Annotated in this window: 22 protein-coding genes and 1 pseudogene; 13 read left to right on the forward strand and 10 right to left on the reverse strand. The window is 61.7% G+C overall.

Going from position 1 to position 24,569, the window contains the following annotated elements; translation table 11 throughout:
• The first annotated feature begins 1 nt into the window (after position 1).
• Positions 2 to 484 (forward strand): RidA family protein, encoded by a 483-nt coding sequence (locus RlegSU303_RS00610; protein ID WP_131720641.1) that lies wholly within the window; start codon positions 2 to 4, stop codon positions 482 to 484.
• A 113-nt stretch (positions 485 to 597) separates the two neighbouring features.
• Here RlegSU303_RS00610 and RlegSU303_RS00615 read toward each other — a convergent pair whose 3' ends face one another.
• Together RlegSU303_RS00615 and RlegSU303_RS00620 are read right to left on the reverse strand one after the other, a co-directional pair.
• Positions 598 to 1,068, reverse strand: coding sequence for an RbsD/FucU family protein (locus RlegSU303_RS00615; RefSeq protein WP_231283357.1), 471 nt, complete (start codon positions 1,066 to 1,068; stop codon positions 598 to 600).
• Positions 1,052 to 2,299, reverse strand: a complete 1,248-nt coding sequence (locus RlegSU303_RS00620; protein WP_027666219.1) for an ROK family transcriptional regulator — start codon at positions 2,297 to 2,299, stop codon at positions 1,052 to 1,054. Before RlegSU303_RS00620 ends, RlegSU303_RS00615 begins: the two co-directional genes overlap by 17 nt.
• Before the next feature lie 228 nt (positions 2,300 to 2,527).
• Here RlegSU303_RS00620 and RlegSU303_RS00625 point away from each other — a divergent pair, with 228 nt between their 5' ends.
• From RlegSU303_RS00625 to RlegSU303_RS00655, 7 genes are all read left to right on the forward strand, one after another.
• Positions 2,528 to 3,547 (forward strand): sugar ABC transporter substrate-binding protein, encoded by a 1,020-nt coding sequence (locus RlegSU303_RS00625; RefSeq protein ID WP_017958798.1) that lies wholly within the window; start codon positions 2,528 to 2,530, stop codon positions 3,545 to 3,547.
• Positions 3,548 to 3,702: 155 nt separating this feature from the next.
• The gene (locus RlegSU303_RS00630) at positions 3,703 to 4,767 is read left to right on the forward strand and encodes an ABC transporter permease (protein ID WP_026158494.1); all 1,065 of its coding nucleotides are present in this window, start codon (positions 3,703 to 3,705) and stop codon (positions 4,765 to 4,767) included.
• 2 nt (positions 4,768 to 4,769) lie between these two features.
• Positions 4,770 to 5,552, forward strand: coding sequence for an ATP-binding cassette domain-containing protein (locus RlegSU303_RS00635; RefSeq protein ID WP_027666221.1), 783 nt, complete (start codon positions 4,770 to 4,772; stop codon positions 5,550 to 5,552).
• Complete coding sequence (locus tag RlegSU303_RS00640; protein ID WP_231283358.1) at positions 5,549 to 6,181, forward strand: nucleoside triphosphate hydrolase; 633 nt, start codon at positions 5,549 to 5,551, stop codon at positions 6,179 to 6,181. Before RlegSU303_RS00635 ends, RlegSU303_RS00640 begins: the two co-directional genes overlap by 4 nt.
• A 72-nt stretch (positions 6,182 to 6,253) precedes the next feature.
• Positions 6,254 to 7,300, forward strand: a complete 1,047-nt coding sequence (gene pyrC, locus RlegSU303_RS00645) for a dihydroorotase (RefSeq protein ID WP_231283359.1) — start codon at positions 6,254 to 6,256, stop codon at positions 7,298 to 7,300.
• A gap of 180 nt (positions 7,301 to 7,480) precedes the next feature.
• Positions 7,481 to 8,659 (forward strand): GGDEF domain-containing protein, encoded by a 1,179-nt coding sequence (locus RlegSU303_RS00650; protein ID WP_222402368.1) that lies wholly within the window; start codon positions 7,481 to 7,483, stop codon positions 8,657 to 8,659.
• 191 nt (positions 8,660 to 8,850) lie between these two features.
• Positions 8,851 to 9,387 (forward strand): glyoxalase superfamily protein, encoded by a 537-nt coding sequence (locus RlegSU303_RS00655; protein WP_017958804.1) that lies wholly within the window; start codon positions 8,851 to 8,853, stop codon positions 9,385 to 9,387.
• A gap of 611 nt (positions 9,388 to 9,998) precedes the next feature.
• Here RlegSU303_RS00655 and RlegSU303_RS00660 read toward each other — a convergent pair.
• Entirely contained in the window at positions 9,999 to 10,496 is a 498-nt protein-coding gene (locus RlegSU303_RS00660; RefSeq protein ID WP_181018226.1) for an anthrone oxygenase family protein, read from the reverse strand.
• Positions 10,484 to 11,308 (reverse strand): NmrA family NAD(P)-binding protein, encoded by an 825-nt coding sequence (locus tag RlegSU303_RS00665; RefSeq protein WP_222402369.1) that lies wholly within the window; start codon positions 11,306 to 11,308, stop codon positions 10,484 to 10,486. Before RlegSU303_RS00665 ends, RlegSU303_RS00660 begins: the two co-directional genes overlap by 13 nt.
• Before the next feature lie 100 nt (positions 11,309 to 11,408).
• Here RlegSU303_RS00665 and RlegSU303_RS00670 point away from each other — a divergent pair, with 100 nt between their 5' ends.
• The 3 genes from RlegSU303_RS00670 to RlegSU303_RS00680 all read left to right on the forward strand — a co-directional run bounded on the left by RlegSU303_RS00670 (position 11,409) and on the right by RlegSU303_RS00680 (position 13,815).
• Positions 11,409 to 12,065 carry a TetR/AcrR family transcriptional regulator gene (locus RlegSU303_RS00670; RefSeq protein ID WP_131627925.1) on the forward strand — a complete coding sequence of 219 codons (657 nt, stop codon included), beginning with the start codon at positions 11,409 to 11,411 and terminating at the stop codon, positions 12,063 to 12,065.
• Between the two features lie 71 nt (positions 12,066 to 12,136).
• Entirely contained in the window at positions 12,137 to 12,826 is a 690-nt protein-coding gene (locus tag RlegSU303_RS00675) for an orotate phosphoribosyltransferase (protein WP_131720636.1), read from the forward strand.
• Between the two features lie 62 nt (positions 12,827 to 12,888).
• Positions 12,889 to 13,815: a carbohydrate kinase family protein gene (locus RlegSU303_RS00680; protein WP_222402370.1), complete on the forward strand. Its 927-nt coding sequence runs from the start codon at positions 12,889 to 12,891 to the stop codon at positions 13,813 to 13,815.
• A 223-nt stretch (positions 13,816 to 14,038) separates the two neighbouring features.
• Here RlegSU303_RS00680 and RlegSU303_RS00685 read toward each other — a convergent pair.
• Positions 14,039 to 14,167: pseudogene (locus RlegSU303_RS00685) on the reverse strand (metalloregulator ArsR/SmtB family transcription factor); the annotation flags it as partial.
• A 48-nt stretch (positions 14,168 to 14,215) separates the two neighbouring features.
• Here RlegSU303_RS00685 and RlegSU303_RS00690 point away from each other — a divergent pair.
• A complete protein-coding gene (locus RlegSU303_RS00690) occupies positions 14,216 to 15,178 on the forward strand; it encodes an acyl-CoA desaturase (RefSeq protein ID WP_131627931.1) in 963 nt (320 codons plus the stop codon).
• 83 nt (positions 15,179 to 15,261) lie between these two features.
• Here RlegSU303_RS00690 and otsA read toward each other — a convergent pair whose 3' ends face one another.
• The 3 genes from otsA to RlegSU303_RS00705 all read right to left on the reverse strand — a co-directional run bounded on the left by otsA (position 15,262) and on the right by RlegSU303_RS00705 (position 20,699).
• Positions 15,262 to 16,668 carry an alpha,alpha-trehalose-phosphate synthase (UDP-forming) gene (otsA, locus tag RlegSU303_RS00695; protein WP_222402371.1) on the reverse strand — a complete coding sequence of 469 codons (1,407 nt, stop codon included), beginning with the start codon at positions 16,666 to 16,668 and terminating at the stop codon, positions 15,262 to 15,264.
• A gap of 518 nt (positions 16,669 to 17,186) precedes the next feature.
• Positions 17,187 to 18,812, reverse strand: a complete 1,626-nt coding sequence (gene pgi / locus RlegSU303_RS00700; RefSeq protein WP_222402372.1) for a glucose-6-phosphate isomerase — start codon at positions 18,810 to 18,812, stop codon at positions 17,187 to 17,189.
• 186 nt (positions 18,813 to 18,998) lie between these two features.
• Entirely contained in the window at positions 18,999 to 20,699 is a 1,701-nt protein-coding gene (locus tag RlegSU303_RS00705) for a long-chain fatty acid--CoA ligase (RefSeq protein ID WP_222402373.1), read from the reverse strand.
• 251 nt (positions 20,700 to 20,950) lie between these two features.
• On the opposite strand from RlegSU303_RS00705, the gene RlegSU303_RS00710 reads away from it, so the two are divergent.
• The gene (locus RlegSU303_RS00710; RefSeq protein WP_017958814.1) at positions 20,951 to 21,343 is read left to right on the forward strand and encodes a PRC-barrel domain-containing protein; all 393 of its coding nucleotides are present in this window, start codon (positions 20,951 to 20,953) and stop codon (positions 21,341 to 21,343) included.
• 264 nt (positions 21,344 to 21,607) lie between these two features.
• Here the strand turns inward: RlegSU303_RS00710 and RlegSU303_RS00715 are convergent, their stop codons facing one another.
• Together RlegSU303_RS00715 and RlegSU303_RS00720 are read right to left on the reverse strand one after the other, a co-directional pair.
• The gene (locus RlegSU303_RS00715) at positions 21,608 to 24,061 is read right to left on the reverse strand and encodes a glycoside hydrolase family 2 protein (RefSeq protein WP_131707890.1); all 2,454 of its coding nucleotides are present in this window, start codon (positions 24,059 to 24,061) and stop codon (positions 21,608 to 21,610) included.
• An 81-nt stretch (positions 24,062 to 24,142) separates the two neighbouring features.
• Positions 24,143 to 24,538, reverse strand: a complete 396-nt coding sequence (locus tag RlegSU303_RS00720) for a VOC family protein (protein WP_017958816.1) — start codon at positions 24,536 to 24,538, stop codon at positions 24,143 to 24,145.
• Between the last annotated feature and the right edge of the window lie 31 nt (positions 24,539 to 24,569).

Here is a 24,569-nt window from a genome sequence, read left to right on the forward strand (position 1 = left end):
CATGGCCATCATCGAACAACGTCTGGCCGAAATGGGTCTGGAATTGCCCGAACCGTTGAAAGTTCGCGAGGGGCTGCATATGCCCTTCGCCTGGGTTCGGGTGCGCGGCACCCGCGCTTATATCTCGGGTCACGTCGCGTGCAACCGCGACGGGACATTGGCAGACCCCCTTGGCAAGGTCGGAGCGGATGTTTCGGCAGAGCAGGGTTACGCGTCAGCCCGGCTCGTTGCCCTGGCCCATCTCGCCAGTCTCAAACGTGCTGTCGGAGACCTTGATCGGGTCACGGCTTGGCTGCGCGTTTTCGCCATGGTGAATGTTGCTCCGGGTTTCGATGAGACGCCGCTGGTCACAAACGGCTATTCCGATCTGATACTGGAGCTGTACGGCCCCAACGTTGGCGCCCACGCCCGCTCGTCCATCGGCATGGCCATCCCTTTAAATGCGCCCGTAAACTGTGAAGCGGAAGTCGAAATAGACGGGTGACCGCCGGAACAGGATGATTTTAGGCCAGTTTGGCCTAAAATCATCCCGTTCTACGTCAGATCGTCAGAGCATGATGTCGTCCGATAACCGCTCACACTTTTCGGCATCCTGCTCTAGTAAACGAAGGGATCAACCTCGGCCTGCGCCCCCGCCTCCTTCGGATAGATCACACCCTTGCGCAGGATGATATTGGCATAGAGCCTGGGCTCGCCGGTCTGGATCACCGCATGGGCAGCCTTCACCCTTCCGTAGAAATCTTGGCCGATCAGCGGCACCACCTGCCGGTGCGGTTCGTGGCGGGCACAGCAGTCGATCATCTCCTCATGCACGGGGTCGAGCTTGTCGCGCTCGGCCTTGACGGTCGAGCGGAAGATCGCCTCCGCCACGAAATCGTCGATCGGCAGCACGCTGAGCACGGCGTTGAGAACCGGGATGAGGTGGTGGCCGTCGAGCCGGATCAGCCGGCGGGCATGTTCGACGCCCGGATAATTGCCGTCGACGATGGCGATCTCGTCGCCGTGGCCCATGGCGCGAAGCGTCAAAAGCAGCTCCGGGCTCAACAGCGGATCAAGTCCTTTCAGCATGGTCTACCTCCTTGAAGAGTACGTTCTGGTCGGTGAGGTAACGCGCAAAGATCGGCAGGCTGGCGCCGCCGATGGCGCGCGCCTGGGCGCCGACCGCGCCCTCGATGATTTCGGGCATGACGACGCCCTGCAGGTCGAGCTTGGCGGCTTCGTCGATGGTGGCCTGCACCACGCGGCTGCGCACCCAGCTGGGAAAGCCGCCATCGATCACAGCTGCGCTGAAATCGACGATCGAGGCGGCCGCGACGATCGCCTGCGCCAGCGCCTTGGCGCTATCCTGGATCCAGGCTTCCATCGGTTCGCCGAAATCCACCCAGTCGTCGGCCGAATACCAGAGCGGCTCGGGATCGATGCCGCGCTCGCGCAGCATGTTTTCGAGCACGAAGATCGAGGCGATTTCGAGCAGCTGCTTCGTCTCGCCGTTCTTGCCGCGCACGGGCAGCGGCCCGATCGCGCCTGCCGTGCCGGTGCGGCCGGAAAAGATCGCCGAATTGAGCACGATGCCGCCACCGATGAAGGAGCCGATGAAGAAATAGACGAAATCCGGGTAGGACGGTCCGACGCCGAAGACCAGTTCGGCGCCGCAGGCGCTGGTCGCATCATTCTGCATGAAGACCGGATGGGAGACGCGGGCGGCGATGTCGGCCTGCAGGTCGACGTCGCGCCAGACCTCCATGGCGCCGGCCGGCGCGCCCACCTCTTCGGCCCAGTTCCAGAGCTCGAAAGGCGCGGCGATGCCGAGGCCGGCGATACGGCCGCGCTGCTTGTCGTCGAGCCGGTCTTCCAGCTCCCGGATGCCCGAGGTGACGAAGGCGAGGATTTCATCCGGCAGCGGATAGGCATAGGTCTTATGCAGCTGCATGCGGATGCGGCCGACGAAATCCATCAGCACCAGATCGGCGCTGCGCCGGCCCATCTTCAGGCCGAAGGAATAGACGGCATCGGGATTGATATGCATTGGGATCGACGGCTGGCCGACACGGCCGCGCACCGGTTCCCCGCGCGACAGCAGCCCTTCCTTTTCCAGCACCCGCATGATGACGGAGACGGTCTGCGCCGATAGCCCGCTGCGACGCGCGATATCGGCCTTCGACAGTGCGCCGTAGAGACGCACCAGCGACAGCACGAGCCGTTCGTTATAGGCTCGCACCCTGACCTGGTTCGCACCTCCGGCCGGATTCAGAATTGGTGGCGGGACCGGCGTGTGTTCCGGTCCATCCAAGGACGACATGGCCGCTCCTCCCGATTGTTGGCCTATGCCCGAATTCGATCGAGCATGCCACATCGAATTAATAATTCAATTGGATTTATTTATTGACAAGCCAATTTCTTTTCGCTCTTAATTGCCGTCGTCAAGGGCACGGGACCGCTGGGAGGCATTAGCGATCCACGGCGAAGTGTCATATCTTAAGCTTCCGGCCCCGCAGGGGCGGCGCCGGCAAACTCTGGGAGGAGTTCCATGAAGAAATCTGTTCTCGCTTTCGGCGCGCTCGCGCTTGGTGTCACCTTTTCCGCTCCTGTCATGGCGGCTGACGTTGCTGCCTGCCTCATCACCAAGACCGACACCAACCCCTTCTTCGTCAAGATGAAGGAAGGTGCGACGGCCAAGGCCAAGGAACTCGGCGTCTCGCTGAAGTCCTATGCCGGCAAGGTCGACGGTGACAGCGAAAGCCAGGTGGCCGCGATCGAAAGCTGCATTGCCGACGGCGCAAAGGGCATCCTGATTGCTGCTTCCGACACCAAGGGCATCGTGTCTTCGGTCAAGAAGGCCCGTGAAGCCGGCCTGCTGGTCATCGCTCTCGACACGCCGCTCGAGCCGGCCGATGCCGCCGACGCCACCTTCGCCACCGACAACCTGCTCGCCGGCAAGCTGATCGGCCAGTGGGCCAAGGAAACGATGGGCGACAAGGCCAAGGATGCCAAGGTCGGCTTCCTCGACCTGACCCCGTCGCAGCCGACGGTCGACGTTCTGCGCGACCAGGGCTTCATGATGGGCTTCGGCATCGATCCGAAGGACCCGAACAAGATCGGCGACGAGGACGATGCTCGTATCGTCGGTCATGACGTGACCAACGGCAATGAAGAAGGTGGCCGCAAGGCCATGGAAAACCTTCTGCAGAAGGATCCGAGCATCAACGTCATCCACACGATCAACGAGCCGGCCGCGGTCGGCGCCTATCAGGCGCTGAAGGCCGTCGGCATGGAAAAGAACGTGCTGATCGTCTCGGTCGACGGCGGTTGCCCGGGCGTGAAGTCGGTCAAGGAAGGCGTCATCGGCGCCACCTCGCAGCAATATCCGCTGATGATGGCAGCCCTTGGCGTCGAAGCGATCAAGAAGTTCGCCGACAATGGTGAAAAGCCGAAGCCGACCGAAGGCAAGTCCTTCTACGACACCGGCGTCTCGCTCGTCACCGACAAGCCGGTTTCCGGCGTCAAGTCGATCGACACCAAGGAAGGCACGGACAAGTGCTGGGGCTGAGCCCCGATTGTTGAAAGCAGACCGGCCGGGGCTTGATCCCCGGCCGTTTTCGACGGACGATGTTCCGTCGCCTCACGAACCGGCTAATCAAAGACCGGATGGATATCGGTGACGGCCCCCGCGCGAGTTCGGCGCGCGGATGCGGAGGAGGAACCATGACCGGAACACAGGAATTCGAACGTGTCCTCGACGGCAGCGACAAGAGCGTTGCCTCCTTCGAGCACGAGAAAGTCTCGCTGATCAAGCGCGCGCAGCATTTTCTCCACTCGACGCCGGCCGCCGTGCCGCTGATCGTGCTGGTGCTGGCGATTATCATCTTCGGGCTCACCATCGGCGGACGGTTCTTCTCGTCCTATACGCTGACGCTGATCCTGCAGCAGATCGCCATCGTCGGTATTCTCGGCGCCGCCCAGACGCTGGTCATCCTGACCGCCGGCATCGATCTTTCGATCGGCGTCATCATGGTGATCTCGGCGGTTATCATGGGCAATGTCGCCATCACTTACGGCATACCGACGCCGATTGCAGTGGTCGCCGGGCTTGTCGTCGGCGGCCTTTGCGGATTGCTGAACGGCTTCCTCGTCGCCTACATGAAGCTGCCGCCCTTCATAGTCACGCTCGGCACCTGGAACATCGTCATGGCGACGAATTTCATCTATTCCGCCAATGAGACGATTCGCGACACCGACGTCGACGAAAAGGCGCCGCTGCTTCATCTTTTCGCCGTGAGCTTCAAGCTCGGCAGCGCCGTGCTGACCCTCGGCGTCATCGCCATGGTGCTGCTCGTCCTGGTGCTCTGGTATGTCCTCAATCACACCGCCTGGGGCCGGCATGTCTATGCCGTCGGCGACGATCCGGAGGCGGCCAAGCTCTCCGGCATCCAGACCAAGAAGGTGCTGCTGACCGTTTACGCCATATCGGGCGTCATTGCCGGATTGGCCGCCTGGGTCTCGATCGGCCGCAACGGCTCGATCTCGCCGTCCTCGGCCGTCACCGATTTTAACCTCCAGGCGATCACTGCGACTGTGATCGGTGGCATCTCGCTGTTCGGCGGTCGCGGATCCATTCTCGGCACGCTCTTCGGTGCCATGATCGTCGGCGTCGTCTCGATGGGCCTCAACATGCTCGGCGCCGACCCGCAATGGAAAGTCCTTTTGACAGGCGTGCTGATCATCGCCGCCGTCGCCATCGATCAGTGGATCAGAAAGGTTTCGGTGTAATCATGGCTCGCGAACCCCTTCTCACCGCCCGCGGTCTCGTCAAGCGTTATGGCCGCGTGACCGCGCTCGACAATGCCGATTTCGACCTCTATCCGGGTGAAATCCTCGCCGTCATCGGCGATAACGGCGCCGGCAAGTCCTCGCTCATCAAGGCGATATCGGGCGCCGTCACCCCGGACGAGGGGGTGATCACGCTGGAAGGCCGGCAGGTGCAGTTCCGCTCGCCGATGGAAGCGCGCGAGGCCGGCATCGAGACCGTCTATCAGAATCTCGCTTTGTCGCCGGCGCTGTCGATCGCCGACAACATGTTCCTCGGCCGCGAGATCCGCAAACCGGGCGTGCTCGGTTCCATGTTCCGCATGCTCGACCGGCCGGCCATGGAAAAGGTGGCGCGCAACAAGCTCACCGAACTCGGCCTGATGACCATCCAGAACATCAACCAGGCGGTGGAAACGCTCTCCGGCGGTCAGCGCCAGGGTGTCGCGGTCGCCCGTGCCGCCGCCTTCGGCTCGAAGGTCATCATCATGGACGAACCGACGGCAGCGCTCGGCGTCAAGGAAAGCCGCCGCGTGCTGGAACTGATCCTCGACGTGCGCGCCCGCGGCCTGCCGATCGTGCTGATCTCCCACAACATGCCGCATGTCTTCGAAGTCGCCGACCGGATCCATATCCACCGCCTCGGCCGGCGGCTGACGGTGATCGATCCGAAGGAATACACCATGTCCGACGCCGTCGCCTTCATGACCGGCGCCAAGGCGGTGCCGGCGGAGCCGGTCGCCGCATGAATGCACGCATCGATGAAATCGCCGGCGCAGTTCTTAACCGCGCCGGTCATTCCAAACGTTTTCTGGTCGCCATTGCCGGACCGCCGGGTGCCGGCAAATCGACCATGGCCGACAATCTGGCGGAAGCGCTGAAGGCCAAGGGCGAAAGCGCCGAAGTCCTGCCGATGGATGGCTTCCACATGGACAACGCCATCCTGATCGAACGCGGCCTGCTGGCGCGCAAGGGGATCCCGGAGACCTTCGATGTCCGAGGTTTCCTCGATATCATCCGCGCCGTCCGGTTGGCCGATCAGGAGGTTCTGGTGCCGGTCTTCGACCGCTCACGCGAACTCGCCATTGCGTCTGCCCGCCCTGTTTCCCCCGATCATCGCTTCATCATCGTCGAGGGCAATTATCTGCTCTTTTCGCTCGGCAAATGGGCCGAACTCGAAGGCGTCTTCGACTTTTCAATCATGCTGGCGCCGCCGATCGAGGTGCTGGAGGAGCGGCTCTGGGCACGCTGGCGCGGTTATAACCTGACCGAGGAGGCCGCCAGCGCCAAGGTCTACGGCAACGACCTGCCGAACGGCCGGCTGATCCTCGAAAACCGCCGCCCGGCCGATGTGACGCTGGAGATCGCGCTGGCGTGATGCGGCAGCGATTGTTTTCATGTAAAAGATAGTGCTATCGAGGCCGCAGACGCATCGCTTCGGAGGCCTGCCATGCAATCGATCACCATCCGCCGTCCTGATGACTGGCACCTGCATCTGCGCGACGGCGCCATGCTGGAGGGCGTGATCGCCGATACGAGCCGCACCTTCGCCCGCGCCATCATCATGCCCAATCTCGTGCCGCCGGTCGTCACGTCAGCCGACGCCAAGGCCTATCGCGAGCGCATCCTCAAGGCCTTGCCGGAAGGCCATCGCTTCGAGCCGCTGATGACGCTTTATCTGACCGAACATACCAGCCCCGATGACGTCGAGGAGGGGAAGAACAGCTGCCTCATCACCGCCGTTAAGCTTTATCCCGCCGGCGCCACGACCAATTCGCATGGCGGCGTCCGCGACATGGAAAAGGCGATGCCGGTGCTGGAGCGCATGGCAAAGATCGGCCTGCCGCTCTGCGTTCATGGCGAGGTGACGACGTCGGAGGTCGATATCTTCGACCGCGAGGCCGTCTTCATCGAGACCGTGCTCGATCCGCTGCGGCAGCGCCTGCCGGAACTGAAGGTGACGATGGAGCATGTGACGACGTCCGATGGCATCGATTACATCAAGGCGGCCAGGGGCAATCTCGCCGGCTCGATCACCACCCACCATCTGATCATCAACCGCAACGCCATCCTCGTCGGCGGCATCCGGCCGCATTATTATTGCCTGCCCGTCGCCAAGCGCGAAAACCACCGGCTGGCCTTGCGTGCCGCGGCCGTCAGCGGCGATCCGCGCTTCTTCCTCGGTACGGATTCGGCCCCGCATGTCGACCCGCTGAAGGAATGCGCCTGCGGCTGCGCCGGCATCTACACCTCGGTCAATACGATGAGCTGTCTCGCCCATGTCTTCGAGGAGGAGGGCGCCCTGGAGCGGCTCGAAGCCTTCGTGTCGCTGAACGGTCCGGCTTGGTACGGGCTTCAGCCGAACGAAGACCGGATCACCCTGTCACGGCAGGCCGACCCGATCATCTTTCCCGCCAAGATAGAAACCGGCGCAGGCCCGGTGACGGTGTTCGATCCGATGTTTCCCCTGCACTGGCAGGTGGTTCAGCAGGCGTAAGCTCGCAGAATTCAATTTTAAATAGATTTTTTATCCTAAATCCCGGTGTAACGTTAAACGCGTAACATTTGTATTGTGCGGTGCATCATTTGTTAACGGATGCATAAGACATTCCTCAGCACCGACCCCATGAGCTGCCGACATCATCCGGCGCGGCTGCAGTCGCGGAGGCTGAAAAGCATGATGCTTGACTATAACTCCCTCTTGCTGGCGCTCGGCGTTTCGGCGGCCTGCCTCGCGGTGACGCTGATGGGCAGTTGGCTTGTCCGCCGGGCGGAAACCGTGCTGCTCACCGCCACCGTCGGCCTGGTCCTCGTCGTCAGCGGCATTTTCGTCTACAGCGCCTATGTGACGACACCTGAGAAATGGTTTGGCGTCGGCAACTTCGTGCTGTTTCATGCCGGTTTTGCCACCATATGGGGTGCGGGCAGACAGTTCCTCACTGGCCACCTGTCCATCCGAGCCATTGCGGTCCGCGCGCTCGCGGCGATGATCTTTTCCGTGGTGCCGATGTTATCGGGATATGACGGCCTGGCTTTCATCGCCGACAACCTCGCCATCGCTTTGCTGCTCTTCGCCACCGCGCGGCAATACTGGCTCGCTCGGGCGGAAGCGCCCGCGCCGCTCCTCGGCATTACCGCGCTCTATACGCTGACGGCGATCTCTTTCGTGCTTTGCGCCACCGTGCTGATAGCAGACGGTAAGCTGGTGCTGGGTCACGCCCCCAGCAACTGGGCCGAAGATCTGAGCCTTGCCGTCTGCATCGCCGGCATGACCGGGATCGGTGCGCTGTCGCTGGCGCTGCATCAATGGCGGCTTGCCGCCCGCCACCGTCTCGATGCGATCACCGATCCGCTGACCGGTCTGCTCAACCGCCGCGCCCTCTTCGACCAATACGGCACACGCCCGATGGGAACGACCACCGCCGTCATCGTCTTCGATATCGACCATTTCAAATCCGTCAACGACCGCTTCGGCCATGCCGCCGGCGACCGCGTCATCAATGTCTTCGCCGGCGAACTTTCGGCCCATTGCCGCAGCGGCGATACCGCTGCCCGGCTCGGCGGCGAGGAATTCGTGCTGGTGCTAAAGGAGATCATGCCCGGCCGGGCAGAACTGACAGCCGAGCGCATCCGCCGGGCGTTCGAGGCCCGCGAGATCCATATCGACGACGAGGTGCTGACATGCACGGTCAGCGTCGGTGTCGCCCCCGGCCGGTCGAAGAGCTTGGATTTCGACACCATGCTGAGTGCCGCCGACAAGGCGCTCTATGTCGCCAAACGCGCCGGCCGCAACCGGGTCGAGCTTGCCAGCTACCTCAAGGCGGTTCCCGTCGAGGCAACTCGCACCGCGTCTTGATTCCTGACCGACCCTCTCATATTATCGCCCTCGGCCGGATGCGGCCAGCCGCCCCGCGACGCTTCTGCGTTATGGTGAATGCATCCAGACAATCATCCTTCACATCCCTTGCCGTTTGGCGATCGATGGCGAACGGGTCAGCAGACGCGGGCACTGATCTTCCTGTTTGCCGCCAACGGAAGGATGACATCATGCGCGATTTTCGCGATGCCAAGCTCATGGCAAAGACATTGCGGCAGGCGCTTGCCGACCGCGACATTTCGCTGACCCACAGCGAGACGCTCGAAATCGTCGCCCGGCAGTTCGGGCTCGACCAATGGAATATCCTCTCGGCAAAGATAGAGGAGGCAGGCACCTCCCGCTCCGCGATCGGCATCGAGCCGCCGATGCCGATCTTCCGCATCTTCTCGGTCGAAAAGGCCATGGAATTCTATTGCGGCTTCCTCGGCTTCCATCTCGATTGGGAGCACCGCTTCGGCGAAAACTTCCCGCTCTATTGCCAGGTGTCGCGCGACGGCATGGCGCTGCATCTGAGCGAACATTCCGGCGACGCCAGCCCTGGCGCCAAGGCCTTCGTCCGCGTCGCCAATGTGCGGGCTTATCACGCCGAACTCTCAGGCAAGGACTACCGCTACATGAAGCCGGGCGTCGAGGAAGCACCGTGGGGACTGGAGATGACCGTCACTGACCCCTTCAGCAACCGCATCGCCTTTTGCGAGCAGACATAGTCCTATGGGATGACTAAGGTCACCGCTTGGCTCCACCTTCTCCCCAGCGGGGAGAAGGTGGCCTGAAGGGTCGGATGAGGGGCCTGCACGGCACATCCTATAAGTTGCCCTTCGCTTACGCTCCGTGCATTCGCGGCTTTGCCGTTCACCCCCTCAACCGCCTGCCGGCACCTTCTCCCCGCTGGGGAGAAGAGATGTGTAGCAACGCCGTGCCGTTTCTTCTTAGCCAGAGCAAGATATATTGGGCGAAAAGTTGCTAGCTGCTTCCTCCAGCTGTCCGGTCTAAAAGGGCGCAACGCCGGCGCTATGGGGTCGCGGGCATGCCTGCCGAGAGGAACAAAATGAAATACCTTCCAGCCTTCGTCCTAACGCTTCTGTCGATTGTCTTCGGATGGTTATTCTATGAAAGGTACTGGAAGTTCCGAGATTGCATATCGCAGGCCCTATCCAGTTGCCTCACTCCCGACGGTGACAATCTAACGCAAGGCGGCTCTCTGTGGGCTGGTTTGGCAGGGCTGTTCTTGTTGCTCGCTGTGATCTCAGCCTGGCGCTCTTTCCGAAGCCGGGATGCTGGCAAATAAGCTGGAGCGGCCAGCTCTTCCGCTTGCTTCTCAAACTATCATCAGCGCCCGCACGAAGGCGACCGAGGCGAGCAGCGAGGCGATGGTCCGCACATGGTTCCACCACGTCCAGTCCCTGACATAGGTGGTCCAGAGCTGAACCGCTTCCGGGCCGTTGCCGCCGACCTTTGCCAGCGAATCGTTCATCGGCACGTTGAAGATGATGGTCGAGAGGAAGGAGGCGAAAATGTAGAGGGCTGCACCCGCCAGCATCAGAAAGGATGCCCCGCCGCGCCAGTCGATCAGGGCGAGCACGGCGATGACAAGGCAGAGGATCGCCGTCGGCACGAAGAGGCCCATGAAGGGCGAGCGGACGATCGTCACGTTGATCGAGTTCATCGCCGCGATGCCTTGTTCCGCCGGAATCCGCGAGAAGGCGGTCATGATGAAGGTCGAGAAGGCGAAGAAGATGCCGGCGACGAGGCCGCTGCCGATCGCCGCGGCCACGAGGGAGATGATGAGAATGATCTGCATGGTCAGACGCTCCATATTCCGGTTGCCGCGGTCCGGCGGGCATATTCGCTGAAATCGGTGGCGGGACGGGCAAGAATTTCGGCGACACCGCCGATCACGCTGGAATTGCGCCCATCGAGCACCTGGCCGAAAAGCTCCTCCAGAAGATCGATCAAGCCCTGCGGCAGGCCGGCGGCCGCAAGCCCGCCGGTGAAATCCGCCATCGACACCTGCTCATATTCGATCGGCCGCCCAGTGGCCGCGGCGATTTCGGCGACTGCCTGGCGGAAGGTCAGCGCTCGCGGGCCGGTCAGTTCGTAAATCTTGTTGCGGTGGCCGGGATCGGTCAAAGCGGCGACCGCCGCATCGGCAATGTCGTCGGCATCGATGAAAGGTTCCCCGATCTCGCCCGCCGGCAATTGCAGCCGGCCGCCAATGATCTGCTCGACAAAGGCGCCCTCGCTGAAATTCTGGCAGAACCAGGAGGCACGCAGGATGGTGGTGTTAATGCCGGACGCTTTCAGCGCCGCCTCGCTCCGCTGCGCGCCCTCTTCGCCCCGGCCGGAGAGCAGCACGATATGCTCCAGGCCGCATTCCCAGGCGACCTTGGCGAGCGCTTCGATCGCTTCCGCTGCCCAGGCGACGGCAAGGTCCGGCTGGAAGGCGACATAGGCGCTCGATGCGCCCTCAAGCGCACCGCGCCAAGTCGACCTGTCCTCCCAGTCGAAGGGCCGTGCGCTGGAGCGTGATGCCGCGCGAACGGTGAGGCCGCGCGCTTCAAGGCGTTTGATGATGCGGCCGCCGGTCTTTCCCGATCCACCGACGAGGACGATTTCGGAAGTCTGCATGTCAAAATTCCTCCCAAACTTTGAAACAAGAGAAACTCTCTTATTTGCAAAATGAGATAATCTCTCTTATTTTGTTTGTCAACGTGGAAAAGGAGAGAGCATGTCGGAACAGCCGGTCGCGACGCGCAGGCGCCAGCAGGAGTCCACCGGCCAGCTGCGCCGCATCCCCAGCCAGCAGCGCGGCCGCGAGCGCTTCGAAAAGATCCTCGCCGTTGCCGCGCAGTTGATCGAGAGCCATGGCAGCGACGGCCTGAAGATGAGCGAGATTGTCGAGAAAGCCGGTCTCTCCTTCGGCGCCCTCTACCAGTATTTCCCGGACAAGACGTCGATCATCCGCACATTGGCCGAGCGCTTCAATGAAGAGGGCCGGCGGTGCGTCGAAGAGGAACTGGCGAAGGTGGCCGACGCTGCGGCCCTGCAGGGCGCGCTTGCCACTATCGTCGACGAATATTACGCCTTCTTCCGCCGAGAGCCTGTCATGCGCGACATCTGGCATGCGACCCATACCGACAAGCTTCTGCAACAGGTCGATGCCGAGGACATGGAATTTCATGCCCAGGCATTTCTCGCGGTGCTTATCCGCCTATGGCCGGATCGCGACCGCAAGGAACTGCTCGCCATCGCCCGGCTGACGATGCAGCTGCTTGCCGCCGCCGTGCGTTATGCCGTTTCGCTGGATGCGGAGGAGGGTGCTCAGGCAGTCGCTCTGTTCAAGAAGATGCAGATCGTTGATATCGGCCGCCTGCTGCAGCAATAGCCCGCCTTTCGTCTGGAAACGGCGGGCTCTTGCTGCTATTCCCGCAAGGATCCAAGCCGAAGGAGAGCCGCATGATCCAGACCACATTTCCCGACCGCGCCGTGATGGCCGAATTGCTGGCCAAGATGCTCTGGGAGATCAAGGCGGTGCATTTTAATGCCGGTCAGCCCTACAAACTCTCTTCCGGCATGGCGAGCCCGGTCTATATCGATTGCCGCAAGCTGCTCTCCTTCCCGCGCATCCGCTCAACGGTGATGGATTTCGCCGCCAGCACCCTGCTGCGCGATGCCGGCTTCGAGCAGTTCGATTGCATCGCCGGCGGCGAGACTGCCGGCATTCCCTTCGCCGCCCTGCTGGCCGACCGCCTCGGCCTGCCGATGATCTATGTCCGCAAGCAGCCGAAGGGCCACGGACGCAATGCCCAGATCGAAGGCAACATGCCGGAAGGGTCGAGGGTGCTGGTCATTGAAGACCTGACGACAGCAGGCGGCAGCATGTTCAAGTTCATCGATGCCATCCGTGCCGCCGGCGGCATCGTCGATCACGGCATAGCGCTTTTCTTCTACGGCATATTCGGCGAGGAGCGCTTTGCCGATGGCAAGGTCAGGCTGCATCACATCGCCACCTGGCGTAATGTTCTGGCCGTCGCCAGGGAGCAGAAGCTCTTCGACGACACGACGCTGTCGGAAGTCGAGGCCTTCCTCGATGCGCCGCTGGCCTGGTCGGGAAGGAATGGCGGGGTGAGTGAGCTTTCGCTCTAGCCGGTTGACAAAAGCTCGCTTAATCGGTTGATGAACGTGCAAGTCCTGTTGGGAGGAATACGATGATTTTGTGCTGCGGCGAAGCCTTGATCGACATGCTGCCGAGGGAGACGACCCTCGGCGAAAAGGGCTTTGCCCCCTATGCCGGCGGCGCGATCTTCAACACCGCGATCGCGCTCGGCCGGCTCGGCATCCCCACCGCCTTTTTCACCGGCATTGCCGATGACATGATGGGCGAAATCCTGCTCGAAACGCTGAAGGCGAGCAACGTCGATTACAGCCCATGCGCCATCACGCCGCGTCCCTCGACCATCGCCTTCGTCAAGCTGGTGAACGGCCAGGCGACCTATGCCTTCTACGACGAGGGCACGGCCGGCCGGATGATCACCACGGCCGACCTGCCGGATCTCGGCGATGATTGCGAGGCGCTGCATTTCGGCGCGATCAGCCTGATCCCCAGCCCCTGCGGCGAAACTTACGAAGCCCTGCTCGACCGCGAAGCTGCAAGCCGCGTCATCTCGCTCGATCCGAATATCCGTCCCGGTTTCATCAAGGACAAGCCGTCGCACATGGCCCGCATCAAGCGGATGGCTGCGAAATCCGACATCGTCAAATTCTCCGACGAGGATCTCGACTGGTTCGGCCTTCAGGGCGACCATGATGCGCTCGCCGCCCACTGGCTGAACCACGGCGCCAAGCTCGTCGTCATCACCAAGGGCGCGGAAGGCGCTTCCGGTTATACCAGGGAACGCAAGGTCACGGTGCCGAGTGAGCGCGTCACCGTCGTCGACACGGTCGGCGCCGGCGATACCTTCGATGCCGGCATCCTGGCGTCGCTGAAGATGGATAATCTGCTGACCAAGGCGCAGGTCGCTTCGCTGGACGAAAAGGCGCTGCGCAACGCCCTGACCCTCGGCGCCAAAGCCGCCGCTGTCACCGTCTCCCGCGCCGGCGCCAATCCACCCTGGGCGCGCGAGATCGGGCTTTAAGGCTTAAGCCGCGACCTCTCGATTCCCTCTTCTCCCCAGCGGGGGTCCGAAGGACGGGTTGAGACCGATGGCTCAACCCCGGCAAAGGTGCCCGTAGGGCGGATGAGGGGGCCGGCGAAGCCGGTCTTTCCAACAATACCCATGCGAGCTTCGATTCACGCCGGCATCGGCTTGACATCATGTTCTGACGCCACGCCAGCCAGGGATTTGCCCTTGCTCAAGCTTACTCTTTCGCGCGGGTGCGCGCCTGGCTTTCCTTCTTGATCGGCCGACTGACCGGGCAGACCTCCTGCACGAAGCCGTTGAGCGTGTTGACGAGATTGTTCTCGATCAGGGAATAGTGGACGAATTGGTAGGCGATGTTCAAGTAGAGAATGCGCCCGATGGGAAGGAGTTTGTCATGAGCAGTATTTCCACTGGACGAATGATCGACAATGGGAGCGATCCGGTGAAGGGGAGAGTGGTCTGGATGCCCGCAAAGTCGATCTGGATCATCGCCATGACCTTGATTGCCGTCATTGGTGGCCCGCTGACCTTCACCTGGAGCGCCTTTGCCGTCTTTATCCTCCTGACCGCCATCACGATCTGCCTTGGTCATTCGGTCGGTATGCACCGGCTGCTGATCCATCGCTCATTCAGCACTCATATCTGGATCGAGCACTTTCTCGTCTATCTCGGTACGCTGGTCGGCATGGCCGGCCCCTTCGGCATGATCTACGCGCACGACATTCGCGACTGGGCGCAACGGCAGCGAGACTGCCATGACCTCTATGCCCATCGGCGGCCTTTCTTCATCGATGCCTTCTGGCAGATGCATTGCATCGTGGCGCTGGACCATCCGCCGCGTTTCGTCCCGGAGGAGCGCGAGCGGCGCGACCGCTTCTATCGCTTCCTGGAGGCGACATGGATGGCGCAGCAGATCCCCTTGGGACTCGCGCTCTTTGCGCTCGGCGGACTGCCATGGGTGGTTTGGGGTATTGCCGTGCGGATATCCGTGTCGCTGACCGGACACTGGCTGGTCGGTCATTTCGCGCATCGAGCCGGCCATCAGGGCTGGAGTGTCGATGATGTCGCGGTGCAGGGCTATAACCTGCCGCGTTTCGGGCTGGTGACCTTTGGCGAGAGCTTCCATGGCAACCATCACGCCTTTCCGGATTCGGCGCGGCTCGGCATCGAGCCGGGGCAGCTGGATCTCGGTTGGTATTTCATCCGGCTGCTGGCAAGGCTCGGTCTGGCTTCGGCGATCAAGCTCCCACACACGGTCGTGCAAAGGCGAGGGTTGAGACGCGTCAACGCAACTGAAACGGCGGGTGACGGTCATCCGCCGCATCACGCAGCAGGTCACGCGGAATCTCGCCCGTGAATTCCTCCTCCTTGCAGCAACGTCTCGATTCCCTCTTCTCCCCTCGGGTCCGAAGGACGGGTCGACGTCGATCGATCAGGAGACTATCCGGGGTCACGCTCCAGTCGAAGCTCGGGAGCAAGTACCAAGTCCCCCAAGAAGTTTTCGCACCAAAGTGAGACGTCGTGGGTTAGCAGATGCTCCATCATCATGCTCCAGCGGTCGCGGCGCTCCTCCAGCGACATGGAAAGGCCCTTGGCGATGGCATTGGCAGTGCCTTCGACATCGTAAGGATTGACCAGCAGCGCACCCTTCAACTCTCGAGCCGCGCCGGCGAAGCGCGATAGCACCAATACGCCCGGGCGATCGGGATCCTGGGCGGCGACATATTCCTTGGCGACGAGATTCATGCCGTCGCGCAATGGCGTGACCAACCCGATCGTCGCCAGCCGGTAGAGGCCGGCAAGCACGTTGCGGCTGATCGATCGGTTGACATAGCGGATCGGCACCCAGTCGACCGTTCCGATGGCGCCGTTGACGCGGCCTGCCTGTTCGGCGACCATCTTCTGCATATGCTCGTATTCGGGAACTTCCGATCGCGATTTCGGCGTGACCTGCAGATAGGTGACCTTGTTCTGGTAGGCAGGATTGCTGGTGAGGAAGGTTTCGAACGCTTCCAGCCGTTGAATGATGCCCTTCGAATAATCGAGGCGGTCGACCCCGATGATCATGTCCCGGCCTTCAACGCTGCGCCGGGTCTTCTGTACCATGATATTGTTTGCGGCTCTCTCGGCGAATTCGGCGAAACCAGCAGTTTCGATCCCGATCGGATAGGCGCCGGCCTTGAATATCCGCCCATGGGAATCGAACAATCCATTTCCGAGGTCGTCGCCAATTCCCTCCCTTCTGAGATACCCGGCAAAGTTCTGGAGGTCGTAATCGGTCTGGAAGCCGACGAGATCGTAATGCGAGAGGCCGCGCATGATTTCCTCATGGACGGGCATCGTGACCAGAATGTCGGCCGGCGGCCAGGGAATGTGCAGGAAGAAGCCGATCCGGTTCTTCAGCCCCATTTGGCGGAGTTCGGCCGCCAGCGGAATGAGGTGGTAATCATGAACCCAGATGATGTCGTCCGGCTCGATCATCGGCGCCAACCTGTGTGCGAAGAAGCGGTTGACGCGGAAATAGCCGGCCATTTCCTTACGGCCATATTCGGCGAGGTCCAGGCGATAATGGCAGATGGGCCAGAGAACGCGGTTTGCGAAGCCGCGATAATACTCCTCGACGTCGGTGTCGGTGAGATCGGTCAGCGCATAGGTGATGTTGCCCTTCTGCAGTTGCGACAACGGGCCAGGTTCCCTGTCCCCGCTCGATTCTCCCGACCATCCCATCCAGATGCCGCCACGTTCCTGCAGGGCTGCCTGCAGCGCGACGGCCAGGCCGCCGGCAGCGGCGCTCCCATCTTTGGCCGGCATGGGAACACGATTGGAAACGACAACAAGACGGCTCATGAGCTTCCTTTGGTGAAGATGGGCCATGAAAACGCTGTGTGACGAGCGTTTTGAGGCATCTCCCGAACTTGGGCAGGGACCCCATGCGGTGAAGGCGCCGACATCGACAGAGCCGACCCGGACGCGAGCGGCCCGGTGCAGATGCCAACAAGAACAACGAACGGAGCATTTCCCGCACAGATTTTGCTTGAATCTAGGGCGATTCCAACGAATTGAAAGAATTCATTCTACAATTTTTGATTAGAAGAACGTTCAATCCGGTTTTGCATGACGAAGCCCATCGTGCGGATGCACCAAGCCCGCCGATATCAGCTCATTATATTTGCGGCCGCAATGACGATGTTGGCGGCAATCCGCCCCGGCGCGTGAGATTGGTTTGTAAGGTTGGAGCCAGCGTCCACCCCTCATCCGCCTACCGGCACCTCTCCCCGTTCTGACGGGGAGAAGGGAATATGCCGTGACCTCTCCGTTCCTCACTCTCCTCTCGCAGGGGCTAGGGTGAGGGGCATCTCGAGCGCTTACTTCGCAAGCTTCGCCAACGCCGCAACCAGGCCCTGTGTCGAGGAGTCGTGCGATGCCGCACTTTCCTTGCCTTCGACGACCGGTAGCAGGCCCGTCGCCAGTTCCTTGCCGAGCTCGACGCCCCACTGGTCGAAGGAATTGATGCGGAAGAGCACGCCTTCGACGAAGACGCGGTGTTCGTAGAGCGCGATCAGTCGGCCGAGCGCATAAGGCGTCAGCTTGTCGTAGACGAAGGTGATCGACGGACGGTTGCCGGTAAAGACGCGGTGCGGCGCGATGAAATCGGCCTTCTTGTCGTCCATGCCCTTGTCGGTCAGCTGCTTCTTGGCTTCTGCGAAGGTCCGCCCCTTCATCAGCGCTTCCGACTGGGCGAGAACGTTGGAGATCAGCAGCTGGTGCTGGTGGCGCAGCTCCGGCTCGAAGGCGTTGGCGGCGATCATGAACTCGGCCGGGATGATGCTCGTACCCTGATGGATGAGCTGGTAGAAGGCATGCTGGCCGTTGGTGCCGGGTTCGCCCCAGACGACCGGGCCGGAATTGCCTTCGACCGGCGTGCCGTCGATGGTGACGCCCTTGCCGTTCGATTCCATGTCGAGCTGCTGCAGATAGGCCGGGAAGCGAGACAGGCGCTGGTCGTAGGGCAGGATGGCGCGGGTGGGGTAGCCGAGTACGTTGCGATGGTAGAAGCCGATCAGGCCGAGCAGCATCGGCAGGTTTTCGGTAAACGGTGCCTTACGGAAATGATTGTCGACGGCATGGGCGCCGTCGAGGAACTTGCCGAAATTCTCAGGGCCGACGGCGATCATCAGCGGCAGGCCGATCGCCGACCAGATCGAATAACGGCCACCGACCCAGTCCCAGAAGCCGAAGACACGGGCGCTGTCGATGCCGAAGGCGGCGACCTTGTCGAGCGCCGTCGAGACGGCGGCGAAGTGGTGCTGCACGGCCGCTTCGCCGAGCGCCTTGGCGATGAAATTGCGCGCCGTCTGCGCATTGGTCATCGTCTCCACAGTGGTGAAGGTCTTCGAGGCGACGATGAACAGCGTCGTTTCCGGCTGCACTAGCTTCAGGATGTCGGCGATATGGGCGCCGTCGATGTTGGAGACGAAATGCGCGCGCGGGCCGTCATGGAAGGGGGCAAGCGCCAGCGTCGCCATGACAGGCCCGAGATCCGAGCCGCCGATGCCGATATTGATGACGTCGGTGATCGCCTTGCCGGTCGCGCCCTTCAGCGTGCCGGAGCGGACATCGTCGGCAAACTTGCCCATGGCGGCAAGCACCGCATTGACGTCGGGCATGACATCCTTGCCGTCGACCAGAACCGGCGTGTTGGAACGGTTGCGCAGCGCGGTATGCAGAACGGCGCGATCCTCGGTGAAGTTGATCGCCTTGCCGGAGAACATTTCCTCGCGCTTTGCCTCGACGCCGCCTTCTTCGGCGAGCTTTACCAGGAGCTTGAGGATGTCGTCATTTACCGCCGTCTTGGAAAAATCCATCAGCAGGTCGTCAAGCGCGACGGAAAAGCGCGAAAAGCGCTGCGAATCGGCGGCGAAGGCGGCACGGATATCGGTTGCCTTGGTGGCATCAGCGGTGCTTTTCAGCTGTTCGACGATGGCGTTCATGGGAGGCTCCTTTGGAGGCGGAAAGGTTGCGGAAACTATTCGCTTTCTCACCCGCAAATCAAGTTCAGCCACGGCTCGAAATAGAAAAAAGCCACCCGCGGCAAGCGGATGGCCGTCAATCTCATGACAGCGCCGCGCTTCCGAAAGACGCGCAAAGGACGCTGTAAAACTTTGAATTCGTCAAATTCAGCCGCGCAGGTCCTTGCGCAGAATCTTGCCGACCGGCGACTTCGGCAGCTCGGTGCGGAATTCGATGAAGCGCGGGCGTTTGTAGTTGGTGAGGTTGGCGATGCAATGGGCCTTCACCTCGGCTTCCGTCAGGTTCGGATCCTTCCTGACCACGAAGAGCTTCACCGCCTCGCCCGAGTGTCCGTCCGGCACGCCGATGGCCGCGGCTTCGAGGATGCCGGCATGCATGGCGGCGACTTCCTCTATCTCGTTCGGATAGACATTGAAGCCCGAGACCAGGATCATGTCCTTCTTGCGGTCGACGATCTTGGTGTAGCCGCGTTCGTCCATGAAACCCATATCGCCCGAGCGGAAGTAGCCGTCGTCGGTCATCGCCCGCGCCGTCTCTTCCGGCTTCTGCCAATAGCCGGCCATCACCTGCGGCCCGCGGATGCAGATCTCGCCGACGTCGCCGAGCGGCAGCGAATTGCCTGCCTCGTCGCGGATGTCGAGGTCGGTGGAGGGAAGCGGCAGGCCGATCGTGCCGGTGAACTCAGGCGAATCGAAGCGGTTGGCAGTGGCAACAGGCGATGTCTCGGAAAGGCCGTAGCCTTCCGTCACTGCCGTGCCCGTCATCTTCAGCCAGCGTTCGGCGACCGGGCGCTGGACGGCCATGCCGCCACCCAGCGACATGATCAGCGAGGAGAAGTCGAGCTTGGCAAAATCGGCATTGTTCATCAGCGCATTGAACAGCGTGTTGAGGCCGGGGAAGATATGCACCTTCGATTTTTCGAATTCCTTGACGAGACCGGGAATGTCGCGCGGATTGGCGATCAGGATATTGTGGGCGCCAAGCGACATGCCCATCAGCGAATTCACCGTCAGCGCGAAGATGTGGTAGAGCGGCAGGGCGCAGAGGAAATTCAGCACCTCCGGCTCCTTCTTGCGCTCGAAGGCCGATCGAAGCCAGAGCGACAGCTGCGCCTTGTTGGCAAGCAGGTTCTGATGCGTCAGCACCGCGCCCTTGGCAACGCCCGTCGTGCCGCCGGTATATTGCAGGAAGGCGATATCGCTGCCCGTCAGCGTGACGGGCTGGAGCTTTTTTCCCGCACCTTCACGCAGCACCTGGCCGAAGCCTTTGTGCTGAGGGATCGACCAGGAGGGAACGAGCTTCTTCACCTTGCGCACGACGAAATTGACGATCAGCCCCTTCGGCCCCAGCATTTCCCCGAGCGAGGTGACGACGACGTGGCGCAGATCGGTCTTGTTGAGGACCTGCTCCACCGTGCGGGCAAAATTCTCCAGCACGAAAATCGCCTTGGCGCCGGAATCCCGCAACTGGTGTTCGAGCTCGCGCGGCGTATAGAGCGGGTTGACGTTCACCACCACGAGGCCGGCGCGCAGGATGGCGTAGGTCGCGATCGGGTTCTGCAGCACGTTCGGCATCATCACGGCGACGCGGTCGCCCTTTTGAAGGCCGATGCTTTGCAGCCAGGCGGCGAGTTTGCGCGTCTGGCTCTCCAGCTCGCGGTAGCGCATCCCCTTGCCCATGCTGGAAAAGGCGATCCGGTCGGCGTAACGGGCGCAGGATTTTTCGAGCAGTTCTGTAAGCGAGGCATATTCCAGCGGCGGAATCTCTGCCGGAACGATATCGGGATAGGCGGCAAGCCAGGGCTTGCCGGGCTTGGCTCCGTTCGGATGGACGGAAATGCTGTTCATCGTATCCTCTCTCCCTTGCGGCCGCCGCGCCAGCCGCGCCGGTAATCGGCTGGCCCACAATTGACTGGAAGAGTCCTCCATCTTCCAGTCCAGCAGCTTATGCCATTGCCTGAACGGTTCAAGCCGAATGAAGCTATACTAACCTTAACGTAAACGTCAACATTCGCCCGTTGGAAGGATGGGAACTTTGAGTCCGCCATGACGTTGATCTTGCATACCCATCATGAGGAAACACCAAAAGGAGGTGCACAATGTTGAACGAGGATACTGACGCCACCCGCCGTGACCCCAATGTCAAGGACACGCATTCGCTGATCGCCAGCGACCGGGTCGAGGGCACCCGCGTCTATGGTCCGGATGGCAGGCATATCGGCTCGATCGAACGCCTGATCATCGGAAAGCGCGACGGCCGCGTCGCCTATGCCGTGCTGAGCTTCGGCGGCTTCCTGGGCATCGGTCACGATCACTATCCGCTTCCCTGGGAAAAGCTGAACTACGACACCCAGCTGGACGGCTATCGCATCGACCTGACCAAGGAGCAGATCGAAGGCGCCCCGAGCTATTCGGACGATGACGACACCTGGTACAACGACAATGGCCGCCGGGTCTATGATTACTACGGCGTGCCGCCCTACTGGATGTAACGTCGTCCGATAGGCCGAGCTGGAAGGGCCCCGCGGATGCGGGGCCTTTTTGGTGTTTGGCGATGAGCTTCGCTCTTACCCGAGGTCATTGAGCACTCGATCCGGCAGATGCTTGCTCACCCTCATTCCTGTGCTTGTCACAGGAATCCAGTGCGTCCAAGTCCTTGGGCGCGGAAGACTTTTCGCTTGAGGTATCGGGTCAATTCACCGCGCGGACGCGCGGTGGCTGGATTCCTGTGACGAGCACAGGGATGCGAGACCTCTTTAGTCCCCCGCGACGAGATCGTTGGCCGAGCGCAGCACGGCGCCGACGGTGATGTCACCTGCTTCAATCGTCCTTGCCGTCCTGACCGCAAACACATGGCTCTCGCCCGGCAGCAGGGTCACCAGCATCGTGTCGACAACGGCATCCGGATCCAGTCGATCCGCCATCAGGCAGAGATCCTTGAGGAAATTTCGCGCCGTCACCTTGACCTGATACCCGCCATCGATCCCGACGACATCGACCGTCAGCCGCGGTACCGGCAGGGTAAGCTCGATATCCTCGACGAAATAATGGAAGGCCCGCCGGTCCAGCATCTGCACGACGATGAGTTCGTCCTTCGGTAAGCCGGGGGTGACGATATCCTCGGGCAACGGAAACTCCTTTGCCTCGAAACGGTCGCACAGCAGCCGCCAGAATTCGAATTCGGCAAGCACGGTGCCGTCGAGCTTCATGCGTTTGCCGCTGATCTTCGCCCGCCAGAACAGCGTTCGTTCATTGACCGCAACCGCCGCAAGTCCGCCGCCGCGCGGCTGGATCGTCAGCAGGCGCGGATCATAGGCGGCCTTCAGCGCATACCAGAGCGGCTTGCGGCGCCCGGCCGAATCGAGTGCCGCCCACGAGGTCACCGGCCAGCAATCGTTGAACTGCCAGACCACCGCACCCTTGCAGATATTGCGATGCGAGCGCATGTGCTCGACGCCGAAGCGGATGGCGCGCGCCTGATTGAGCTGGGTGGCGAAGTGCCAGTCGTCCATTGTCCTTGGCTCCGGCAGATGGCCGGACAGGCCGCGGATCAGCTTGTCATTGCCATCAGTTGCCTTCTGATGGTGGAAGACGCCGTTCGATTGCGGCGTCAGCGGCGCGTCGTGCACGCTTTCTTCGATCGTCGCCCAGGCGGCCGGCGCCTGCCAGCCGAATTCGGAGCAGAAGCGCGGGATATAGTTGCGATAGACCTCGTAGCCGACATCGTTCCAGACGTCCCAGATATGTTTGCAGCCATGTGCGTCGGCATTGGGTTCGATCTCCATCGAGCCGGAATAGGGACTGCCGGGATAGTAGGGCCGGTCCGGATCCAGTTCGGCGCAGAGTTTCGGCAGCAGGTCGAGATAGTAGCCGAGCCCCCAGCTTTCGCCTGCCTTGATGATCGGCCGCCAGCCCCATTCGTCGAAGCCCCAGATGTTTTCGTTATTGCCGTTCCAGAGGACGAGCGAGGCATGCGACATCAGCCGCACGACATTGTCGCGCACCTCCGCCTCGACCTCGCTTCTGAGCGGCTCCTCCTCGGGATAGGCGGCGCAGGCAAAGAGGAAATCCTGCCAGACCAGCATGCCGGCGCGGTCGCAGGCCTCATAGAACTCGTCTGCCTCGAAGATGCCGCCGCCCCAGACGCGCAGCATGTGAATATTGGCGCTTTTTGCCTCCTCGATCCGCGCGGCATAATGCTCGGCCGTCACCCGCGATGGAAAACAATCGTCCGGAATCCAGTTCGCCCCGCAGATGAAGAGCGGCACGTCGTTGATGACGAAGGTAAAGGCCGAGCCGTGTTCGTCGGCTGCGGTATCGAGCCGCAGCGAGCGGAAACCCAGCTCCCTTTCAAAGCCATCGAGCAGATCGTCGCTGAAATCGTCGATCAGCCTGACGGTCATCGGGTAGAGCGGCTGCGCGCCGAGATGGTGCGGCCACCAGAGCTGCGGCGAGGGGAGGGTAAGCTCGAAGGAAACCGCGTCTTCGTCAGGCCCAATCGCCACCGTCGTGGTCACGCCGCCGATTTCGGCAACGAGCCTCAACGGCGTCTTGTCGCCCTGCCGCGCCAGCCGGGCATGGACCTTCACCAGGCCGTCGCCGCCGGCACGTGTTGCCGATACCCGTGTTTCGGCAAGCCGCGACCGATCCCAGCTTTCCAGCCGTACCGGCTTCCAGAGGCCTGCCGTCACCAGCGTCGGCCCCCAGTCCCAGCCGAAATTGCAGGCCATCTTGCGCATCAGATTGCCCGGTCCCGGATAGTTGTTGGGACGGTAGCCGTAATGTTTCTCCATCTCCGCGCCATAGGCGTAGGCGGAGCGGAAGGTGACAGAAAGTTCGTTGGCGCCGGCCTTCAGCAGTGCCGAAACATCGAAACGATAGGTGCGGTGCATGTTGAAGGTACGGCCGATCTCTTCGCCGTTGAGTGATATCACCGCGACCGTATCGAGCCCGTCGAAGACCAATTCCTGCACCCGGCCATCGCCAGACATCGCCTCGAAGCTGCAGCGATAGCTCCAGTCGGTCTTGCCGATCCAGTCATTGGTGATTTCGTTGACGTCGATATAGGGATCGGGGATCAGCCGGTTGGCGAGAAGGTCGAGATGCACGCAGCCCGGCACCGTCGCGGGTATTGCAGCCGGCAGGCCGGGCCTGCCTGTATCGTTACAGGAGAGCGTCCAGCCGGAATTGAGCGCAGTCTTTTCGATCATGGCGGGCTCCTCATGCATGCCGCTTGAAGCTGTGGGATTATCTGTGGCTTGGAACGTATCGGTGGTTCGGCGTCGGATGCCTCAGAGAAAACGGCCGTGGCGCTGCAGCACCTCGATCTTGTAGCCATCGGGGTCGCTGATGAAGAAGAACAGGCCGAAGAGCTTGCCGTCGCGGTTGAGCTCCACCAGTTCACCGGGCTTCAGCCCGAGCTTCGACAGCCGCTCGCGCTCGACCGCCACCTCGTCGACAGAAACGGCGAGATGGCCATAGGCATTGCCCTGATCGTAGGGCGCGGTCCGGCCCTTGTTGACGGTCAGTTCCAGCTCGAAGCCGGTCTCGGCATTGCTCATGTAAATCAGCGTGAAGGTTTCGAAATCGACGCGGTCGGCGACCGAAAGGCCGAATGCCTTCTCGTAGAATTCGACGGAGCGCCCCTCATCGAGAACGCGGATCATGGAGTGGATCATCTTCGCCAAGTCTGCCTCCCATTGCCCTACAGCGCCGCAG

This window comes from Rhizobium sp. SU303, from assembly GCF_021052345.1.
Lineage (GTDB): Bacteria > Pseudomonadota > Alphaproteobacteria > Rhizobiales > Rhizobiaceae > Rhizobium > Rhizobium laguerreae.

Bases quoted from the DNA above. Each gene is read 5' to 3' on its own strand.
- RlegSU303_RS00640 (WP_231283358.1), top strand. From the start codon at position 5,549: ATGAATGCACGCATCGATGAAATCGCCGGCGCAGTTCTTAACCGCGCC.
- RlegSU303_RS00630 (WP_026158494.1), top strand. From the start codon at position 3,703: ATGACCGGAACACAGGAATTCGAACGTGTCCTCGACGGCAGCGACAAG.
- RlegSU303_RS00710 (WP_017958814.1), top strand. From the start codon at position 20,951: ATGTTGAACGAGGATACTGACGCCACCCGCCGTGACCCCAATGTCAAG.
- RlegSU303_RS00690 (WP_131627931.1), top strand. From the start codon at position 14,216: ATGAGCAGTATTTCCACTGGACGAATGATCGACAATGGGAGCGATCCG.
- RlegSU303_RS00650 (WP_222402368.1), top strand. From the start codon at position 7,481: ATGATGCTTGACTATAACTCCCTCTTGCTGGCGCTCGGCGTTTCGGCG.
- pyrC (WP_231283359.1), top strand. From the start codon at position 6,254: ATGCAATCGATCACCATCCGCCGTCCTGATGACTGGCACCTGCATCTG.
- RlegSU303_RS00715 (WP_131707890.1), bottom strand. From the start codon at position 24,061: ATGATCGAAAAGACTGCGCTCAATTCCGGCTGGACGCTCTCCTGTAAC.
- RlegSU303_RS00610 (WP_131720641.1), top strand. From the start codon at position 2: ATGGCCATCATCGAACAACGTCTGGCCGAAATGGGTCTGGAATTGCCC.
- RlegSU303_RS00615 (WP_231283357.1), bottom strand. From the start codon at position 1,068: ATGCTGAAAGGACTTGATCCGCTGTTGAGCCCGGAGCTGCTTTTGACG.
- pgi (WP_222402372.1), bottom strand. From the start codon at position 18,812: ATGAACGCCATCGTCGAACAGCTGAAAAGCACCGCTGATGCCACCAAG.
- RlegSU303_RS00655 (WP_017958804.1), top strand. From the start codon at position 8,851: ATGCGCGATTTTCGCGATGCCAAGCTCATGGCAAAGACATTGCGGCAG.
- RlegSU303_RS00705 (WP_222402373.1), bottom strand. From the start codon at position 20,699: ATGAACAGCATTTCCGTCCATCCGAACGGAGCCAAGCCCGGCAAGCCC.
- otsA (WP_222402371.1), bottom strand. From the start codon at position 16,668: ATGAGCCGTCTTGTTGTCGTTTCCAATCGTGTTCCCATGCCGGCCAAA.
- RlegSU303_RS00670 (WP_131627925.1), top strand. From the start codon at position 11,409: ATGTCGGAACAGCCGGTCGCGACGCGCAGGCGCCAGCAGGAGTCCACC.
- RlegSU303_RS00665 (WP_222402369.1), bottom strand. From the start codon at position 11,308: ATGCAGACTTCCGAAATCGTCCTCGTCGGTGGATCGGGAAAGACCGGC.
- RlegSU303_RS00660 (WP_181018226.1), bottom strand. From the start codon at position 10,496: ATGGAGCGTCTGACCATGCAGATCATTCTCATCATCTCCCTCGTGGCC.
- RlegSU303_RS00675 (WP_131720636.1), top strand. From the start codon at position 12,137: ATGATCCAGACCACATTTCCCGACCGCGCCGTGATGGCCGAATTGCTG.
- RlegSU303_RS00625 (WP_017958798.1), top strand. From the start codon at position 2,528: ATGAAGAAATCTGTTCTCGCTTTCGGCGCGCTCGCGCTTGGTGTCACC.
- RlegSU303_RS00680 (WP_222402370.1), top strand. From the start codon at position 12,889: ATGATTTTGTGCTGCGGCGAAGCCTTGATCGACATGCTGCCGAGGGAG.
- RlegSU303_RS00620 (WP_027666219.1), bottom strand. From the start codon at position 2,299: ATGTCGTCCTTGGATGGACCGGAACACACGCCGGTCCCGCCACCAATT.
- RlegSU303_RS00635 (WP_027666221.1), top strand. From the start codon at position 4,770: ATGGCTCGCGAACCCCTTCTCACCGCCCGCGGTCTCGTCAAGCGTTAT.